The sequence below is a fragment of the Pantoea sp. X85 genome (genome assembly GCF_029623675.1).
Lineage (GTDB): Bacteria > Pseudomonadota > Gammaproteobacteria > Enterobacterales > Enterobacteriaceae > Pantoea > Pantoea leporis.
Genome location: NZ_CP121109.1, coordinates 583,655 through 601,314, shown reverse-complemented (window position 1 = coordinate 601,314; position 17,660 = coordinate 583,655). Strand labels below are relative to the sequence as shown.

Genomic DNA, 17,660 nt, shown 5'->3' with positions numbered 1-17,660 from the left:
GATGGATGATGAGTGAATTAGACAATGACCCGCTGTTATCGCGCCTGATTCTGGCGGAGAAGGTGGCACGCGCCGGCGGCGCGAAGGCGCTGGAGTATTTCCATCAGCGTGAAACCTTGGTGGTGGAGACCAAATACGATTTGCAGGATGTGGTGTCGCGCGCTGACCGCGAAGTGGAGCAGATGATCGACCAGCAAATTCGCGCGCAGTTTGCCGACGACGGTTTCCTCGGCGAAGAGTACGGATTGCAGGAAGGTTCATCGGGTTATACGTGGGTGGTCGATCCGATCGACGGCACCAGCCCGTTCCTTAACGGCATGCCGAACTGGTGCGTGTCCGTGGCGGTGCTGCATGACGGCGTGCCGGTGATTGGCGTGATTTTCGCGCCCACTTATCAGGAGTGTTACGTGGCGGCGATGGGTCAGGGTGCCACGCTCAACGGCAAGCGCTTGCAGGTGGATGCGTCGCGCACGCTGCAAAACCACGTCACCGGTTTTGGTGCCAACAGCCACGTCAGCCCGGATGAAGTAGGAAAAATCCTCGCATCGCTGCTGGCGGCGGGTGGGAATTTTATCCGCATTGGGTCCGGCGCATTGATGCTGGCGTGGGTCGCGGCTGGGCGCGTGGTCGGTTATTACGAACCCTATATGCATGCGTGGGATTGCCTGGCCGGTTATTGCCTGGTGAAGGAAGCGGGCGGCTGGTATCACCCGTTCAATACCGAAGGTGAACGATTGTTGAAAGGCGCACAGGTATTGGCGGTTGCGCCAGGTGCGGAAGCGGATTTGAAGCGGATTGCCGGATTGTGATGTTGGTTGCGGTCGCCATTAAATGGCGACCTTCTATCAAACCAGAATAAATTCCCGGTAACCCGACCAAATCACATAGATGGCGAAATAAACAAAAATCAACGCCGAAGCAAGATAGGAATACTTCAATAAACGCTGCCCCAGCAGCTTGCCGCCCATGCTCCCCACCAGGCACAGCACGCAGGTCCACACCACGCCCGCGATAAAGAAGCCGCCAAGAAACGATGAGGTTGCCGCCGCGCTGCCGTGTCCCATGCGGGAAATCAACGCACCGCCGACGCTGGCAAACCACAAAATCGCGGTCGGCGATGACATCGCCAGCATTACGCCACGACTGAACTCGCGCAGCAGCGATCGATAGGGCTGTTGTTCGGTTTCCGGCAGTGCAGCCTGCTTTTGCAACGCCGCATACAGCATTTTTCCGGCAAACCACAGCAGCATCACACCGCCGCCAATCCACAATATCCAGCGCACGGCGGTGAATTGCAGCACTATCGCCATGCCCGCCAGCGCCAGCACCGCATAGACTAAGTCACCAATGCAGGTGCCAATCCCCAACCAAAAACCGTGAAAATAGCCGCGCTGCATCGCCAGCGTGATCATGGCGATATTGGCGAGACCAATATCAAGGCATAACGACAAACTCAGCAGAAAACCATTTGAAAACTGCAGCATAGCAACGTCAGCATCCCTGGCATGTTAATAGGGCTGTATTAAAGCATGCAGGAAAACGCAGTAATAATAAGAATTACGCATTTGTGCTATTCCGGCTGCCACGTTTGGAGGTAATCGTGCTCTACCGGCGGATAAATCCCCGATAATGTGAACACGATCACGCCTGTTCGCCGCGAATCAAAGCAATCCCACTATAGTCGTTATGCGGCCTGCAGCATTGGCCGCAATCACAATAAAAAATCCAACTCTGCGAACGATTTTTATAAAGAACATTCCGATTATGGTGGGTACCACAATGAAAAATCACAATAAAACGGTGTCTGGCGGTATGGCGTCACGTCTAAGCGTGGCATTATCGCTAGCTGTTTTCACATTAGCGGGAAGTGCAATGGCAACTGCAGCGGAACATCACAACCAAACGGCTTTAGTGGGCACATGGACCAGCATCCCGGATGCGCCGTTAGTGCAAAATCCAGGTCATCCCAGCGAAGGTTTATACCGTTTGAAGGTCAATAGCGACGGCACGCTGACGCCGCTCGATTTCATCAAAATGAAAAGCCCATCGTGGATTGTGAAATCGCACGATGGACGTTTTGCCTATACCACTAACGAAGAAAACGCCGGTGCCGTCACTGCGCTGGCGATTGATCACGGCGGCGAAGTGCGCGTGATTAACGCGGTGGATAGCCACGGCCAGCAGCCGACGCATGCCACCATTAGCCCGGACGGGAAATTCCTGTTTGTCGCCAACTACTCGGTGGCTAAAGGCGGTGCCAGCGTGGCGGTATTCCCGATTCATCACGACGGTTCGCTCGGCGAGCAGGTACAGAATTTCCCGTTCGCCAGCGGCAGCGGGGCAGTGAAAGATCGTCAGGATAGCGGGCATGCGCACTCCACCACCTTCACTCATGATGGCAAATACCTTTACGCTGCAGATCTCGGCGGCGATAAACTGCACGCTTATGCCTATCACGCCGGCAATGCTCAGCCGCTGCAAGCGGATACCTCGCGCGATGTCGCCTTCCCGGCCGGTTCTGGCCCGCGCCACATGGTGTTTTCACCAGATGGTAAACACGCCTATGTCATAACCGAAATGGCCGGTGAAGTGGTGGTGTTTGCGGTTAAGGACGATCGTCTGCAGCAGCAATCTAGCGTCAAACTGAATACGGAAAACAGCAGCGCCGAGTATCGCAGCGGCGGCGGCATTATCCTCAGCCCGAACGGCAAGTTTGTGATTGCGGCTAATCGCGGATCGGATAACAGCTTAGTGGTGTTCCGCATTGAGCAGGATGGTTCACTGGGATCGCCGGTGCGCTATAAAGCGGATGGCATTGAACCGCGCGCTTTCGCCTTTGATGCCAGCGGCAAATACCTTTATGTGGCGAACGTGTTTACCAATAACATCACCCTGTTCCATTTCGATGAACAGAGCGGTGTGCTGAAAGCCGCGGGTGAAGTGGCGAAGATTGCCACGCCGACGGATATTAAGTTTTTTAACTGAGTTTTATTGAGGTCGCCATGAAGGGCGACCTCGCACCTAATTGGTGCTAATTGCCATTTAACAGTGCGCACGTTGTCGTAGCGGCGCGATTTATCGCGCAATGAATCGCGCCGCTATGTGAATGTGCAGAGCCTAATTAATTTGGCCCACTTCTTGCTTCATACAAAATAACGCCCCAACGATGTGGCAACCCTCTTGTCAATGCAGACAGCGCCGTCTGTAGATCGCTTTTATTCTCTCCGGCCTCCCGGAAACACTCCTGTTTGATCCTTCTCTTTTCAAGAGGTTGCTATGGCTATTAGTCGTCGTTCATTTATCCAGGGTTCAGCCGTTTCGGCATTAGGCTTGGCTGCAGGCGTTGCGCCTCAATTCTCTTTCGCCGCCGACAGCAAAGACGCCATCAAAATCGCCAGTATTCTCGACTTATCCGGCGGGCTCGATATTTACGGTAAGCCGATGTCGAACGCCATTAATCTGGCGGCAGAAGAGATCAACGCGGCGGGTGGTTTATTAGGTCGACCGTTGCAGGTGATTAATTACGATGCGCAATCCAATATGCAGCTTTATGCGCAATATGCGCAGCAGGCGGCGCTGAAAGATAAAGTGGCGGTGGTGCATGGCGGTATTACCTCGGCCTCGCGTGAGGTTATTCGTCCGGTATTGGATCGTTTCCGTTCACTCTATTTTTATCCGGCGCAATATGAAGGCGGCGTGTGCGATCGCAATTACTTCTCATCCGGTTCTACGCCGGCACAAACCGTGGAAAAGCTGGTGCCTTACGCGGTGAAGAAGTGGGGCAAAAAAGTCTACGTGCTGGCGGCGGATTATAACTACGGCCAAATCGTCTCGGCGTGGGTGAAAAAGTCGGTGCACGATAATGGCGGTGAAGTGGTAACGGTTGAATTCTTCCCGCTGGATGTTACCGATTTTGGTGCGGCGATCTCTAAAATCCAGAGCGCCAAACCCGACATGGTGTGGTCAGCGCTGGTCGGTGGCGCGCACATCTCCTTCTATCGCCAGTGGCATGCGGCTGGTATGAGCGGCAAGATCCCGATTGCCTCCACGGTGTTTGGCGGCGGCAATGAACATATCATTCTGTCGCCGGAAGAGAGCAACGGCATTCTGGTTGCCGCCAACTATATGCAGGAAATCCCTTCGCCGGAAAACAAAGCTTTCGTTGAGCGATTCCATGCGCGCTACGGCGCCAATACGCCCTACATCAGCGACCTGGCGATGGGCGCTTATCAGGGCATGTTGATCTGGGCGGAAGGGGTGCGCAAAGCGGGCGATATCGATCGCATGAAGGTGATCGAGGCGCTGGAGTCCGGCGTCACGCTGACCTCGCCGAGCGGCAAGCTGAGCGTCGATCCGGCGACGCATCACTGTTCGCTGGATGTGCATATCGCCGAAGTGGAAAACCATCAGATGAAAATTCTGCAAACCTTCACCGATCAAGCGCCGGTGGATACCGCGATGGTGTGCGATCTGAAGAAAAACCCGCGCGATACCAAACAGTATCAAATTGAGCTGTGACAGGAGCCGCTATGGATCTGTTCATTATCTACGCCATTGAAGTGCTCAATGCCATCGCCGTGCTGGTGATCATGAGCGTCGGGCTGGCGGTGGTGTTCGGCATGATGAAAATCGTCAATATGGCGCACGGCGAATTCATGATGCTGGGCGGCTACAGCGCCATTCTCGCCACCAATCAGTGGGGCGTGCCGATCTGGATCTCGATGCTGGTGATTGCGCCGCTCACTGTGGGGGTGTTTGGCGCGGTAATCGAGCGCGTAATTATCCGTCATCTGTACGGGCGGATGATCGACACCATGCTGGCGACATGGGGGCTGAGTCTGGCACTGATTGGTGCCGCCACCATGCTGTTCGGCAACACCACGCTGGGCATCAGTTCACCGCTGCCCAGCGTCAGCATCGGCAGCTACAGCACCAGCGGTTATTCGCTGTTCATGATTGTGTTTGCGATCGGCTTGCTCGGCGCGCTGTGGTTGCTATTGCGCTTCACCACTTTAGGTTTGTGCGCGCGCGCCACCATGCAGAATGCGCGCATGGCGGCGGCGCTCGGCAGCAATCCGGGCAAAATCTACAGCCTGACGTTTGGCCTGGGCGCAGCGCTGTCGGGTTTAGGCGGCGCGCTGTTAGCGCCGATTACCGGCGTGATCCCGACTATTGGCGTCAGCTTTATCGCCAAAGCCTTTATCACGGTGATTGGCGGTGGTAGCGCCATCATCGCCGGAACGCTCTCCGCCTCGACGCTATTCGGCACCATTTCGCAGCTGGTGACGTACTTCTCCACGCCGGTTTTTGGTGCCGTCGCGCTATTGCTGAGCGCCATTGTGCTGCTGCGCTTGCTGCCGCAGGGCATCACAGGACGCTTCTTCAGGAGATCGCTGTAATGAAACTGTTCTCGGAAAAGATCCAGATTATCGTCATCTCACTGGCGATGGTGCTGGTGGCGCTGTGGCTGTCAGGCGCGATTGAGCTCTACACCTTGCTGTCGCTGACGGTGTTTCTGGTGATGGGTTTGTTGTCGCTCAGCCTGGCGTTCATCTGGGGTTACGGCGGCATCCTGTGCTTTGGTCAGGCGGCATTTTTCGGTTTAGGGGCCTACACCTATGCGATTTGCGCTATCAACTGGGGCGATTCGACCTGGGCGGTGGTGATGGCGGTGCTGCTGCCCACGTTGTTCTCGCTGTTGCTCGGCTATGTGATTTTTTATGGCGGCGTCAGCGATGTCTATCTCGGCGCCATCACGCTGGCGGTGAGTCTGGTGCTGTTTAACTGGGTCAACTCCACCTCCGGCAGCGAATACCACATCGGCGAGGCGTTGCTGGGCGGCTTTAACGGCATTCCTTCGGTGCCGACGCTTAACCTGCCGTTCCAGCCGGAGGCGATTTTATCGCCCGAGGCGATCTTTATGGTCACCGCCGGATGTCTGGCGCTGTGCTACGCCTTGCTGAAGTTCGTGCTGCTGAGCCGTTTTGGCAAAACCGTGGTGGCAATTCGTGAGAACGAGCAGCGCGCCGGATTGCTCGGCTACAACGTGCCGGCGCATAAATTGGCAACCTTCGCCATCGGCGCGGCCATTGCCGGACTGGCGGGCTGTTTGTACGTCAACTGGGGCGCCTTTGTTAGTCCCGGCGTTTTTAGCATCAGCCAGTCGGCGCAGATCATCATCTGGGTGATTGTCGGTGGCCGCGGCACGCTGCTGGGTCCGGTGATCAGCTGCGTGCTGTTGCAGTGGATGGTGACGCGGTTGGGCGCGCAGCAAACCGTGGATGTCAATTTAGTGCTCGGCGTGATTCTGGCGGTGTTTGTGTTGCTGATTCCGGGCGGCATTCTGCCAAGGTTGCAGCGTCTGTGGCGGCGCAAGCGTCCCGCCGCGCCCGCCAGCCGCGCGCAGGTCAGTGAGGTGAAACCATGACGGCCAACGTGTTACTGGAAACCCGCAAAATGGGCGTCAGTTTTGGCGGCGTGCATGCGGTGAAAGAGGTGGATTTCACCCTACGTGAAGGTGAGTTGCGCTGCCTGATCGGCCCTAACGGCGCAGGCAAAAGCACTTTCTTCAAGATGCTGAGCGGCCAGGTCACGCCGACGCGCGGCGAGTGCCGCTATCGCGAACAGGTGATCTCCGGCAAACGGCCATGGGAAATCGCGCGTTTGGGGATTGGCATTAAAACTCAGGTGCCGAGCGTGTTCGAAGGCTTAAGCGTGCGGGAAAACCTGTGGCAGGCGGCAGCGAATAAGCTGGCGAAAGCGGCGCTGCCGGCGGCCATAGAACAGGTGCTGGAGGATATCGGTCTGGTCGATCTGCAACATGCGGTGCTCTCGGAACTGGCGCATGGTCAGCGGCAGTGGGTGGAGCTGGGGATGATCCTGATCTCCAAACCGCAGCTGGTGCTGCTGGATGAACCGGCGGCGGGTATGACGCATCAGGAAGTGCGCAAAACCGCGCAGCTGATCAAGGCGATTAATCAGCAGAGCACGGTGGTGGTGGTGGAGCATGACATGGAGTTCATCAGCATGATTGCGCAGCAGGTGACGGTGTTTAACCAGGGCGCGGTGCTGGCGGAAGGCAGCTTCCGCGAGGTGACGCAAAATCCGCGGGTGAAAGAGGCGTATCTCGGCAATCTGGAGATTAAACATGCTTGAAATTAAAGAGATGGTCTCGGGTTACAACAAGATTCCGGTGCTGAACTTATCCGAGCTGTTTGTCGGCGCGAAGTCGTTTACCGGCGTGCTGGGCCGCAACGGCATGGGCAAAACCACGCTGCTGCGCACCATTATGGGCGAACTGCCGGCCTGGCAAGGCCAGATCGCGTTGAACGGCATCGATATTACCCGTTATCAGGCGCACCAGCGGGCGGTGGCGGGCATCGGTTTTGTACCGCAAGGGCGACAGATTTTCCCGCAGCTGACGGTGGAGGAAAATCTGCGCATGGGCTGCGTGAAACATTTTTCCCGCGCCGGAGAGATTATCGAGCAGATGCTGGCGTATTTTCCGCGCCTGAAACGCCTGCTGGCGCAGCCCGGCGGTGCGCTATCAGGCGGCGAGCAGCAGCTATTGGCGCTGGCGCGCTGCCTGTGCGGCCAGCCGCAGCTGGTGCTGCTGGATGAGCCAACGGAAGGGATTCAACCGAATATCTGCGAGGAGATTATCGAGACATTGCGGCGGCTGCGCCATGAGATGGATATTTCAATCATTCTGGTGGAGCAGGATATTGAGTTTCTTTACGCTCTTTCTGACCAGATTCATGTGATTGAAAAGGGGCAGATTGTGCAGAAGATCGATCCGAAAACCCAGTCGAGCGCCAGCGTGGCGGAGCCGTTTTTGGGGTTTCATGTTTGAGCATCATTTAAAAGGTGCGCATGAATGCGCACCCTACAAAACCGTTCCTCATCCTTGTCCGCCCTGACACAGCACCCGGCAGCATCAGCACAGCGTTAACCCATCCGCTCGCTTACTGTGAGCTTTCCTCATTCGGGATGCGCATAGGGTGAACCATGACTGAACAATCATTACTGGCAACGCTTTCTGGTGTCCGGCTGCATATTTTCCATCCTGATTCACAGAGCGTGCGCGCGTTTTGCGTCTCGCTGACGCAGCTGGGCTGTCACGCGCAGCACAGCTGGCCGCCTGCCGCGTCACTCTCCACGGATACGCAGCTGCTGCTGGTGGCGATCGATATGCATCAGCAGCCACTGTTAACCTCGCTGTTTATCAGCGCGCGCGAAAGGGATATTCCCATCATCGCGATGGCGGATAGCCACAACGCGCGGCTGTTTCCGCTACTGCTGCAACTCCAGCCGAATGCCATCGCTGCGCGTGAACTCAATCCGTTTGCCTTGATTGTGCAAATGATTGGCACGCTAAAGACCGTGCGTCACCAGCAGCGGTTGCGTGCGGTACAGCAGGCGCGTCAAGCGCGTAGTGAGCGACTGGCGCAGGCCAAAAGCGTGCTGATGCAAACCTTCGGGCTGGATGAATCGGGGGCGTACCGCTTGATGCGCAGTGAAGCGATGAACACGCGCAGCAGCATGGAATACACCGCCGAGCGCGTGATCACCACGCTACAAAAGTAGCGGCGCGTCCGGCTGCCGTAACAGGCTGCTGGGCGTATAACCAAAGGTTTTGCGGAACGCCAGGCTGAAGTGCGACATATCGCTAAAGCCGTGATCCAACGCCACTTGGGTGATATTGCGCGCTTTGCCTTCGGCGAGAATGCGATGACACGCCTGTAAACGCTCCTGCCAGAGAAAGTTCATCGGCGTGGTGCCGTGCGCGGCAAACACCCGGCTGATGGTGCGCGGCGAGACATGATGCGCATTGGCGATCTGCGCCACCGACAACTCTGGCTCCTGCAGGTTGTGACGCAGAAAACTCACCACGCGTGAGTAGAGATCCGGCTTCAGCGCCTCTTCGCTGTGCTGCAAATTGACGCTCACCGAAATCATATTCAGCAGCGTGTTAGCAAACTGCTCGGCCAGAAACGGGTTCTCGCGGTCGGGATTAAACACGAACGCTTCCTGCAGCAGCAGCTTGAGCGATGCCATGCCGGGGCGCGTGAGATCCAGCGTTTTGCCTGCCAGTTTGGCGGTGGCAGGCGCTTCCTTCTCCATGATGTGACGTGGCAGATGCACGATATTGATCGCCACCTTTTCCATCGCAAAATCAAACGGCGTGGCAGCATCGTAAATCACCACATCGCCGGCGCTGACGCGTGATTGATGGCCATTCTGCCGCAGCGTGCCGCTGCCGGCGCAGACATAGCCCAGATAGAAATCGTGATTAGGATGGCGGCGGATGCATTCTGCTGTGCGTTGCCACATCAGCGCGGTATGCGATACGTGATTGGCAATATCCATGTGACCGAGCGTCGAATAGGCAAAGCTGCCGGAAAAAGTGCCTGAATGCATCTGTCGCGCTTGGGCGTTGATCAGACGCGAGCACACCGCATCACGCCAGGCATCGAAGCGATGACGGTTATCGAGATCGTCGGTGGTGAAAAGCTCTTTCATATCAGCATCCCCTAAACATGGCGAAAAAGGGCGGAAGTCAGGAAGTTGAAGCAAGTTTCAGGCCATGAGCGGGTGAAATGACCGCCCCGAAGCTATCGGGGCGGCAAACAACGCAGATTTATAACGCAGGATGCTGATTATGCCAGTCGGTGACCTGCTGGAAGGCCCACGCGCCCTGAATCATGGTGGTTTCGGCGAAATGTGCTGCCACCAACTGGAAGCCAATCGGCGCGCCGCCTGCGGTTTTGCCGCACGGCAGGGTGATGGTGGGATGACCGCTGGCATCGAATGCACTGGTATAGCGCAGCACGCCGTTAAACAGTGCCTGATCGGTACCAAAACGGGTCATGGTGTCCCAGGTCAATCCGGCATACGCGGTAGCCGGTGCCAGAATCAGATCAACCTGAGTAAAGAGCGCGGAGATATCGCCGCGCAGCGCCGCACGGCTGAGCAGCAAACGTTGATACTCCAGCGCGGTAACGCTGTGACCGAGATCGAGCAGACCAGCCAGGCCCGGACCGTAGTGATCTTTCTGCGCCGGATAAGTGTCTTCATGCGCCAGCGCAGTTTCCACGGCGCAGAGTGCGCTCCACTCGGCGGCGGCTTTTTCGGTATCGGGCAAGGTGATATCTACCAGCGTCGCGCCGAGCGAACTCAAGGTGGCGATCGCCGATTGCAGCGCAGCGCGCGTCTCCTCGTCGACTTTCTCCAGCGCCCAGCTTTTATCTACGCCGATGCGCATCTTGCTAATGCCGCGCGTCATCAGCGCCAGATAATCGGGCACCGGCTCGCTGCTGGAGGTGGAATCTTTATCATCGCGACCGGCAATCGCCTGCAACATGGCGGCGGCATCGGCGGCGTTACGTGCCATCGGGCCGATATGATCCAGTGATGCCGCCAGTTCACAGGCGCCGTGACGCGTGACGCGGCCCCACGTCGGTTTAATGCCGGTCAGGCCGTTGGCGTTGGAGGGAAAACGAATCGATCCGCCGGTATCGGTGCCAATTGAGCCGAAGCATAACCCTGCGGCGGTGGCGACGCCGGATCCGCTGGAGGAGACGCCGGTCCACAGCGCGCTGCCCCACGGATTATTCGGCCGGGTGATGTCGGGATGGTGATCGGCGAAGGCGCTTTCGGTTTGCGTCAGCTTGCCGAGAATCACCGCACCCGCCGCGCGGAAGCGCTCCACCACGGTGGAGTCTTCTGAAGGGTAACGATCTTTGTGGATGATCATGCCGTGGCTGGTGGGCGCGTCTTTGGTCCAGATCAGATCTTTCAGTGCGATTGGCACGCCGTGCAGTGGACCGCGCATTTTGCCTTGGGCTATTTCAGCATCGGCTTCAGCCGCCTGTTGCAGTGCACTGTCGCGCATCACGTAGAAGTAGCTGTGTAAGTCGCGATCGAGCGTATCAATGCGCGTCAGCAGGGTTTGCGTGACGTCTACCGAAGAGATTTCGCCCGACTGAATCAAGCGGCCAATTTCCAGCAAGCTTTTGTAATGCAGGTTATTCATCGTGACCTTACCTCGTGAGTGAGAGATGTGTTGATGAATAACCTAAGTCACTGCGCAAAGTACGGCTGTGTTTAGGCGGACAGATGTTATGTCAGAACTGCCAATACATTTCCCTCACCCCAGCCCTCTTCTGCAGGCGGGAGAGAGAGCAGACGGTGCACAATCGGTTCCCTCACCCGTTTATGGGAGAGGGTTAGGTGAGGGCAAAAACCATTAAAGCCGCTGAACATTTCGCCGATAACTCTCAGGAATAGTACACAACGAGGATTATTTTCATGCTAAATGGGATTGGCAGCAGCGTACTGAGAAATTTAATCGCATCGAATGCGGTGGTGACGCCGGCGGGGAACAACAAATCCGCGCAAAACGCCCTGACGGCGGAAGCGTCGACCAAAGTCACCTTCAGCGAGGCGAGTGATGCCATCGCCGCGATCTACAAAATCGAGCCCGCGCAGGTCAAGAGTTCCGTCGATGTCACCAGCAGCTTGCAAGCGCAGCTCAACGGTGCCGCGCACGCCAGCGGCGTCGGCATGAACGGTCTCGGCAGCACCTTATTGAGTAATCTGGCCAGCCATCGCGGCGACGTAACCTTAAGCGTGCCAGCGACGCAAGCGCTGAACGGCGCGCAGAGCAGCAGCCAAAGTGCGCTGGCGCTGACCATCACTACCCAATCTGGTGTGCAGGTGAGTTTGCAGATGACGCGTCAACAGGGCGGCCTGGTAGTGGAGCTGAAAACCAGCGGCGGCCAGCTTAACAACGTTGAAGCGGCGGCGATGGGTCAGCTATCCGCCGGTTTGCAGAAGGCGCTGGATGGCCTGGATGGCAGCACCACCAAACTCGATATCCGCGATCTGATGAACTTCGACACTTCAGTGTTGAAAAGCGTCGATTTGAAGACCGATCTGCGTAATGGCAATAACGTCACGCAGTCGCTGAACTTGCATGCCGACGATCAGGCGCGCTGGCTCGGCTTCCACAACGGCGATGTCAGCATCAAACTCGATACCGATGTTTCGAAACTGACGCAGGCGGGCAGCGCGGCACAGCAGGCAGCGGCGCTGGATCAGTGGAGCAGCAAATTTGATCAGGCCGCTTCGCGCGGTCACGGCGATAGCGACATGTTGACGCTGTTTAAAGCCAGCTTCCGCGCGCTCAATACCACCGAAGGCAAAGCGGCTGAAAGCATCAACACGCAGCGTGTGAAGTCGATTGATGCCAATGCGGCGAAGAACGGCGCAATCAGTGGACTGGCGGACTTCTCGGCGAGCTATCAGCAGACGCCGGTTTCCGGTAATCCGTATAAGCCGGAAGAGCAAGACACCTTCTCCCTGAACGTGGCGCAAAAAACCGCTACGCAAACGCATGGTGATACCCAGGATTTGACCCAGCAAACGCTGTTTAAACTCAAGGCCAGCTTCCACACCGCGCTGGATTCTGTCTCAGCGGCGAAGCTGACCGAACAGAAGTCGTCGCAAAACTATAAGTATCATTTGATCGATGATGAAGAGCGCAGCCAGACCTCGGTGACGCAGAATAAGAAAGGGGATTTGACCGCGAATTATGCGCAGCAGCTAACGCAAAATGAGACGGTGAAAACCTATCAGTTGGCGAAGTTGATCGATAGCGTGCAGATTCCGCATAGTGTGAAGAGCGAATCCACCCGCAGTTTCGCTGCCGCGCAGTTTGATGCGCAATTAAATAATTAATATTTCGCGCCGCTTTTAAATTCCGCTACATTATTTGCGGAATTAAACTTTTCTTAGCGTTATTTGATCTTAAGAATTACTCGCCGCTTTTTTATACTTGCTAATTGCCTGCAGCGCCGCCGCTAGCCTATTGTTGTGCTTCAATAAATCCATAGCTTAATAATGGCAACGCATTGCCGGATATAGCATAACCGCGCTATTTACTTGCTTTAACCCCGCTGATTATCATCGCTTTCAATTCGTTATTCATTCCACGGCCTACTGAGTTTTTCAGTGCAGGCTTACACTTCGCTGTGTAGTAAAAGTGAAATCAGCTATGACGCAAAACAGTGACGAGATTATTAACCGCGCAGCGGTATTAAACAGCGATGAAGAAGCCATCGCCGCCGCACGCCATCTGGCCGGGCAGGCGAAAGGCGGCGCAGTCGAGCGCGACCAGCAGCGCATTTACCCCATCGCGCTGCTCAACCAGTTCACCGCGTTGGGACTTGGCAGCATCAGCGTGCCGCGTGAATTGGGTGGTGCGGGTTTGTCGTACCAGACCATGGCCGAAGTGTTTCGTCTGATCTCCGCCAGCGATCCGTCGCTGGGGCAAATGCCGCAAAACCACTTTGGTCTGATCCAGTTCATCCTTGGCGAAGGTTCTGCCGCGCAACAGCAGCGGCTGCTGAGCGCGGTGGTGCAGGGCAAACGTCTGGGTAACGGCGGACCGGAGAAAAACACCAAACATACGCGAGACGTACAGGCGCAGCTAGTGACAACGTCACACAGCGTGCAGCTCACCGGCGAGAAGTTTTACTCTACCGGCGCGCTGTTCGCCGACATTCTGGTCACCACGGCGATGCACGATCAGCAGCCGAAAATGGCCTTTATTCCGCTGCCGACGGCGGGCGTGGAAATTGTGGATGACTGGTCCGGTATTGGCCAGCGCACTACCGCTAGCGGTACGGTGAAGTTGCATCAGGTTGTGGTTGATCCCGCGTTATTGATGTCGTTGCCTCCCGCTGAAAAGCCGACGCTGCGCGGCGCAGTTTCCCAGTTGATTCAGGCGGCGATTGATGCGGGCATTGCGCAAGGTGCGCTGGATGAGGCGCTGGAGTTTGTGCGCAGCAGCTCGCGACCCTGGGTGGATGCCAATGTCAGCCGCAATGCCGACGATCCCTACATCCTCGCCGATGTGGGTCGCATCAGCACCGAACTGAGCGCCGCCAATGCGCTGCTGGCTCGTGCTGCCCGGATACTCGATAGCATCGATCAACAGGCGCTGACGGCTGAAAACTGCGCACGCGCATCGATTGCGGTAGCGGAAGCCAAAGTGCTGACCACCGAAGTGGCGCTGCGTGCCAGTGAGAAGCTGCTGGAATGGGGCGGCAGTCGCGGCACCTTGCTGCGCCACGGTCTCGATCGTCACTGGCGCAATGCGCGTACCCACACGTTGCACGATCCGGTGCGCTGGAAAACTCATGCCATCGGCAACTATTACCTCAATGATGCGCTGCCTGCGCGTCATGCGTGGATTTAAGGAGCAACCATGACGCAGGTATCGCCTAAACAGCGCGCGACGCGCATTGAGAATGCCCAGCAGGCGTTGCAGGTCGCGCAAGAGCTGGCGGAGCGTTTTCGTGCCGGTTCTGCCCAGCGCGACCGCGAACGTGAACTGCCGCACACCGAGTTACAGCAGCTTTTTCAATCCGGGCTCGGCGCCATCACCGTACCGCGTGACTTTGGCGGCATTGAGATTTCAACTGCCGAACTGGCAGAGATTTTCGTGCTTTTGAGCGCCGCCGACGGTTCGATTGGTCAGGTGCCGCAGAACCATTTTTACGCGCTGGAAGTGCTGCGCATCAACGGCAGCGAGGCGCAGAAACAGCGGCTCTATGCCGAAGTGCTGGCAGGCGTGCATCACGGCAACGCGCTGGCGGAATTCAGTTCGCCCGCCGCGCATCAGCGTTCTACGGCAGTTTCGCAGCAGGCGGAAGGATTGCGCCTCAACGGCAATAAGTTTTACTGCACCGGCGCGCTGTATGCCGATCGCATTCCGACGCTGGCGATAGCCGATGATGGCAAGGAGCAGCTGGTGTTTGTGCCGCGTCATCAGCACGGTGTCAACGTGATTGATGACTGGAGCGGCTTCGGTCAGCGCACCACCGGCAGCGGCAGCGTGCAATTCCGCGACGTAGCGATTGCGCCGGAAGATGTGGTGCCGTTCCAGACGGCGTTTGAGCGTCCGAGCACCGTTGGGCCCTTTGCGCAGATTATGCATGCGGCTATCGATCAGGGCATTGCACGGGCGGCGTTTGACGACATGCTCGATTTCCTGCGTCAGCGCGCGCGGCCGTGGCCGGACAGCGGCGTCGACCGTGCGAGCGACGATCCGCTGACGCTTGATCGCACCGGTCGTCTGGCCGCACGTTTGAGCGCCGGCGATGCGTTGCTGGCGATTGCGGGTGATGCGGTTGACGTGGCGCAGCGCGATCCCAGCGCCGAAAACGTGGCGCTGGCGTCGGTAGACGTCGCCAAAGCGCGCGCCTGGACCACGGACGTGTCGCTGGAGGCCAGCAACCTGCTGTTTGAACTTGGCGGATCGCGATCCAGCCTGCGCGAGCACAACTTTGACCGCCACTGGCGCAATGCGCGTACCCACACCTTGCACGATCCGGTGCGCTGGAAATATCCGGCCATCGGCAACTACCTGCTGAATGGCGTGTTGCCGCCGCGTCGGGGGACAATATGAGTCAAAAACAGATTCTGCTTAACGCCTTCAATATGAACTGCGTTGGGCACATTCATCACGGTATGTGGACGCATCCACAGGATCGTTCAGTGGATTTCAACTCGCTGGATTACTGGCTGGATCTGGCGCGTTTGCTGGAGCGCGGGCTGTTTGATGGGCTGTTTATCGCCGATATTCTCGGCGTATATGACGTCTATCAGCAAGGCATTGGTCTGACCGCCAAAGAGTCGATTCAGCTGCCGGTGAACGATCCGCTGATGCTGATTTCCGGCATGGCCAGCGTTACGCAGCATCTGGGTTTTGGCGTCACCGCCAATCTGAGTTATGAAGCGCCGTATCCGTTCGCGCGCCGCCTTTCCACGCTCGATCACCTGACCAAAGGGCGCCTCGGCTGGAACATCGTCACCGGTTATCTTGATAGCGCCGCGCGTGCCATGGGCCAGCAACAGCTGCTGGCGCACGATCGCCGCTACGATCAGGCCGATGAGTTTCTCGATGTCACCTACAAGCTGTGGGAAGGCAGCTGGCAGGATGATGCACTGGTGCAGGATAAAGCCAATCGTCGCTACGCCGATGCCAATAAAATCCGCCAAATCAATCATCAGGGCGAGTTCTATCAGGTGCAGGGTTATCACCTGAGCAGCCCGTCGCCGCAGCGCACGCCGCTGCTGTTCCAGGCTGGTTCCTCGGCGCGCGGCGTACAGTTCGCCGGACGTCACGCCGAGTGCAGCTTTGTGAATGCTGCGTCACTAGCAGCGATGCGCGAGCAATCGACGCGCTTGCGCCTGGCGGCGGTGGAGGCCGGACGCCATCCTGACGATCTGCGCATTTTTATGGGCGTCAGCGTGATTGTCGCGCCTACCGAACGTGAAGCGCAGGAGAAGCATCAAAGCTACCTCGCCTACGCCAGCCCGGAAGCCGGCATCGCGCACTTCTCCAGCTCGATTGGCCTCGATCTGGCGGCATTCGAACTCGATGAGCCAATTCAGACCGGCGACACGCGCGCCATAGAATCGGTGAGCAAAGCCTTCAGCGGCTGGACGCGGCGTCGTTTGCTGGAGCAGCACGCGATGGGCAGCCGCTATCCGCTGATCGTCGGCAATCCGAGCCAGGTCGCGGATGCGCTGATTAAGTGGATCGATGAAGGCGATATCGACGGCTTTAACCTGACGCGCATCCTTAATCCGCAGAGCTACCGCGATTTTATCGATCTGGTGGTGCCGGAATTACAGCAGCGCGGCCGCTTCAAGACCGCGTATCAGCCCGGTTCGTTACGGCAGAAAATTTTTCAACAGCAGGACCGCTTGCCCGATCGCCATCCGGCGGCGCGCTGGCGCGACGGCGTTAACCTTCGTTAATTTAACCTCAGGGATCTGATATGAACATTGCACGTCATTTTGCGCTGGCTGCCAGCGTCGCACTGCTGGCGTTTAGCGCCGTCGCCGCCGAAAACTACAGCGGGCCGCTGAAAGTCGGTACTACAGCAGCCTTTGCGCCGCCGCTGGAAACCGCGGTGGCTGAGGCGAAAAAACAGGGTTTGAACGTTGAGCTGGTGGAGTTCACCGACTGGACCGCGCCGAACGTAAGCGTGGAAAATGGCGATATCGATGTGAACCTGTTCCAGCACAAACCGTTCCTGGAAAACGCCAATCAGCAGGGCGGATTCCATCTGGTGCCGTACGCGCCGGCGATCATCAATAACATCGGGCTCTATTCGAAGAAACATACCGCGATTGACCAGATTCCCGATGGCGGCACGGTGGCGATTGCCAACGATCCGATTAACGGCGCGCGCGGCCTGCTGCTGCTGCAAAAAGCCAGGCTGATTAGCTTAAAACCGGGCGCGGGCCTCAAATCTACCGTGGATGACATTGTCAGTAATCCAAAGCATCTGAAGATTATCGAAGTGGAAGCGGTGCAGCTGTCGCGTTCGCTGGATGAAGTCGATTTAGCGCAGGGTTATCCGCACTATCTGCGCCTGTCGAAGACCATCGATCCGAACAACGCGCTGCTGTTCGATGGCCTGGAACATCCGGAATACGTAATTCAGTTCGTGATCCGCGACGGTCATCAGAACGATCCGCGCCTGGCGAAGTTCGTTGATATCTACCAGCATTCGCCGGTGGTGCGCGCCAAGCTGGATGACTTTTACGGCAAGCTGTATCAGCCGGGCTGGAGCCAGTAA

16 protein-coding genes are annotated in these 17,660 nt (G+C 57.3%); 13 read left to right on the top strand and 3 right to left on the bottom strand.

Annotation, left to right across the window (positions count from 1 at the left end):
• Nucleotides 1-8: 8 nt before the first annotated feature.
• On the top strand, nt 9-809 hold the full coding sequence (locus tag P6287_RS22375; RefSeq protein WP_101761717.1) for an inositol monophosphatase family protein: 801 nt from the start codon (nt 9-11) through the stop codon (nt 807-809).
• Between the two features lie 36 nt (nt 810-845).
• On the opposite strand, the gene P6287_RS22370 is transcribed toward P6287_RS22375, so the two are convergent.
• Nucleotides 846-1,484, bottom strand: coding sequence for a LysE family transporter (locus P6287_RS22370; protein ID WP_192413203.1), 639 nt, complete (start codon nt 1,482-1,484; stop codon nt 846-848).
• Nucleotides 1,485-1,764: 280 nt separating this feature from the next.
• Between P6287_RS22370 and P6287_RS22365 the strand changes: the two genes are divergently transcribed.
• The 7 genes from P6287_RS22365 (at nt 1,765) to P6287_RS22335 (ending at nt 8,586) form a co-directional block, all read left to right on the top strand.
• The gene (locus P6287_RS22365) at nt 1,765-2,985 is read left to right on the top strand and encodes a lactonase family protein (protein ID WP_277975074.1); all 1,221 of its coding nucleotides are present in this window, start codon (nt 1,765-1,767) and stop codon (nt 2,983-2,985) included.
• Nucleotides 2,986-3,276: 291 nt separating this feature from the next.
• Nucleotides 3,277-4,518, top strand: a complete 1,242-nt coding sequence (locus P6287_RS22360; protein ID WP_110866760.1) for an ABC transporter substrate-binding protein — start codon at nt 3,277-3,279, stop codon at nt 4,516-4,518.
• A gap of 11 nt (nt 4,519-4,529) precedes the next feature.
• A complete protein-coding gene (locus P6287_RS22355; protein WP_192234635.1) occupies nt 4,530-5,399 on the top strand; it encodes a branched-chain amino acid ABC transporter permease in 870 nt (289 codons plus the stop codon).
• Nucleotides 5,399-6,427 (top strand): branched-chain amino acid ABC transporter permease, encoded by a 1,029-nt coding sequence (locus tag P6287_RS22350; protein ID WP_277975073.1) that lies wholly within the window; start codon nt 5,399-5,401, stop codon nt 6,425-6,427. The genes P6287_RS22355 and P6287_RS22350 overlap by 1 nt, the downstream gene beginning before the upstream one ends.
• Nucleotides 6,424-7,155, top strand: a complete 732-nt coding sequence (locus tag P6287_RS22345; RefSeq protein WP_137387268.1) for an ATP-binding cassette domain-containing protein — start codon at nt 6,424-6,426, stop codon at nt 7,153-7,155. Before P6287_RS22350 ends, P6287_RS22345 begins: the two co-directional genes overlap by 4 nt.
• Complete coding sequence (locus P6287_RS22340; protein ID WP_192413198.1) at nt 7,148-7,852, top strand: ABC transporter ATP-binding protein; 705 nt, start codon at nt 7,148-7,150, stop codon at nt 7,850-7,852. Before P6287_RS22345 ends, P6287_RS22340 begins: the two co-directional genes overlap by 8 nt.
• Nucleotides 7,853-8,007: 155 nt before the next feature.
• Nucleotides 8,008-8,586: an ANTAR domain-containing protein gene (locus P6287_RS22335; protein ID WP_277975072.1), complete on the top strand. Its 579-nt coding sequence runs from the start codon at nt 8,008-8,010 to the stop codon at nt 8,584-8,586.
• On the opposite strand, the gene P6287_RS22330 is transcribed toward P6287_RS22335, so the two are convergent.
• Both P6287_RS22330 and P6287_RS22325 read right to left on the bottom strand, forming a co-directional pair.
• Nucleotides 8,575-9,522: a helix-turn-helix domain-containing protein gene (locus P6287_RS22330; RefSeq protein ID WP_192413196.1), complete on the bottom strand. Its 948-nt coding sequence runs from the start codon at nt 9,520-9,522 to the stop codon at nt 8,575-8,577. The genes P6287_RS22335 and P6287_RS22330 overlap by 12 nt on opposite strands.
• A gap of 118 nt (nt 9,523-9,640) precedes the next feature.
• The gene (locus P6287_RS22325) at nt 9,641-11,035 is read right to left on the bottom strand and encodes an amidase (protein WP_277975071.1); all 1,395 of its coding nucleotides are present in this window, start codon (nt 11,033-11,035) and stop codon (nt 9,641-9,643) included.
• 275 nt (nt 11,036-11,310) lie between these two features.
• Here P6287_RS22325 and P6287_RS22320 point away from each other — a divergent pair, with 275 nt between their 5' ends.
• From P6287_RS22320 to P6287_RS22300, 5 genes are all read left to right on the top strand, one after another.
• Complete coding sequence (locus P6287_RS22320) at nt 11,311-12,741, top strand: hypothetical protein (RefSeq protein WP_277975070.1); 1,431 nt, start codon at nt 11,311-11,313, stop codon at nt 12,739-12,741.
• A 316-nt stretch (nt 12,742-13,057) separates the two neighbouring features.
• The gene (locus P6287_RS22315) at nt 13,058-14,263 is read left to right on the top strand and encodes an SfnB family sulfur acquisition oxidoreductase (RefSeq protein WP_277975069.1); all 1,206 of its coding nucleotides are present in this window, start codon (nt 13,058-13,060) and stop codon (nt 14,261-14,263) included.
• 9 nt (nt 14,264-14,272) lie between these two features.
• On the top strand, nt 14,273-15,475 hold the full coding sequence (locus P6287_RS22310) for an SfnB family sulfur acquisition oxidoreductase (protein ID WP_277975068.1): 1,203 nt from the start codon (nt 14,273-14,275) through the stop codon (nt 15,473-15,475).
• The gene (locus P6287_RS22305; RefSeq protein WP_277975067.1) at nt 15,472-16,833 is read left to right on the top strand and encodes an LLM class flavin-dependent oxidoreductase; all 1,362 of its coding nucleotides are present in this window, start codon (nt 15,472-15,474) and stop codon (nt 16,831-16,833) included. The genes P6287_RS22310 and P6287_RS22305 overlap by 4 nt, the downstream gene beginning before the upstream one ends.
• Before the next feature lie 20 nt (nt 16,834-16,853).
• A complete protein-coding gene (locus P6287_RS22300; protein WP_110866772.1) occupies nt 16,854-17,660 on the top strand; it encodes a MetQ/NlpA family ABC transporter substrate-binding protein in 807 nt (268 codons plus the stop codon).